This window comes from Serratia marcescens (assembly GCF_001902635.1).
In the GTDB taxonomy this organism is placed as follows: domain Bacteria; phylum Pseudomonadota; class Gammaproteobacteria; order Enterobacterales; family Enterobacteriaceae; genus Serratia; species Serratia marcescens_F.
Map to the genome: position 1 here is coordinate 1 of NZ_MJAO01000065.1, position 1,084 is coordinate 1,084.

A 1,084-nucleotide genomic window follows, 5' to 3' on the forward strand; every position below is an offset into this window, starting at 1 on the left:
GCGATTAAGCGATAACTTTAGCAACAACACCAGCGCCAACGGTACGGCCGCCTTCACGGATTGCGAAACGCAGACCGTCGTCCATCGCGATTGGGTGAATCAGGGTAACAACCATGTTCACGTTGTCGCCTGGCATTACCATCTCTACGCCTTCTGGCAGTTCGATGGTACCGGTCACGTCAGTTGTACGGAAGTAGAACTGTGGACGGTAGCCTTTGAAGAATGGAGTGTGACGACCACCTTCATCTTTGCTCAGGATGTACACTTCAGATTCGAACTGGGTGTGTGGCTTGATAGAACCTGGCTTAGCCAGTACCTGACCACGTTCGATTTCTTCACGCTTGATACCACGCAGCAGAACGCCTACGTTCTCACCAGCACGGCCTTCGTCCAGCAGTTTGCGGAACATTTCAACGCCAGTACAGGTAGACTTAACGGTGTCTTTGATACCAACGATTTCAACTTCTTCGCCAACTTTGATGATACCGCGCTCAACACGACCGGTAACAACGGTACCGCGACCGGAGATGGAGAATACGTCTTCGATTGGCAGCAGGAACGGCTTGTCGATCGCACGCTCTGGCTCTGGGATGTAGCTGTCCAGGGCTTCGGCCAGTTCGATGATTTTCGCTTCCCACTCAGCTTCGCCTTCCAGCGCTTTCAGCGCGGAACCGCGGATTACTGGCAGGTCGTCGCCTGGGAAGTCGTAAGCGGACAGCAGTTCGCGAACTTCCATCTCAACCAGTTCCAGCAGCTCTTCATCATCAACCATGTCGCATTTGTTCATGAATACGATGATGAAAGGAACGCCAACCTGACGACCCAGCAGGATGTGCTCACGGGTCTGAGGCATTGGGCCGTCAGTCGCAGCTACTACCAGGATCGCGCCGTCCATCTGAGCAGCACCGGTGATCATGTTTTTCACGTAGTCGGCGTGCCCTGGGCAGTCAACGTGCGCGTAGTGACGAGTCGGGGTGTCATACTCAACGTGAGAGGTGTTGATGGTGATACCACGAGCTTTTTCTTCTGGCGCGTTATCGATCTGGTCGAAAGCACGTGCAGAACCGCCGTAGGTTTTAGCCAG

1 protein-coding gene is annotated in these 1,084 nt (G+C 54.0%); it reads right to left on the minus strand.

Annotated features, from left to right (window positions below):
• Positions 1–4 precede the first annotated feature (4 nt).
• Positions 5–1,084: elongation factor Tu (tuf, locus tag BHU62_RS24545; RefSeq protein WP_060417749.1), on the minus strand; the 1,080-nt coding region annotated here is incomplete at its 5' end.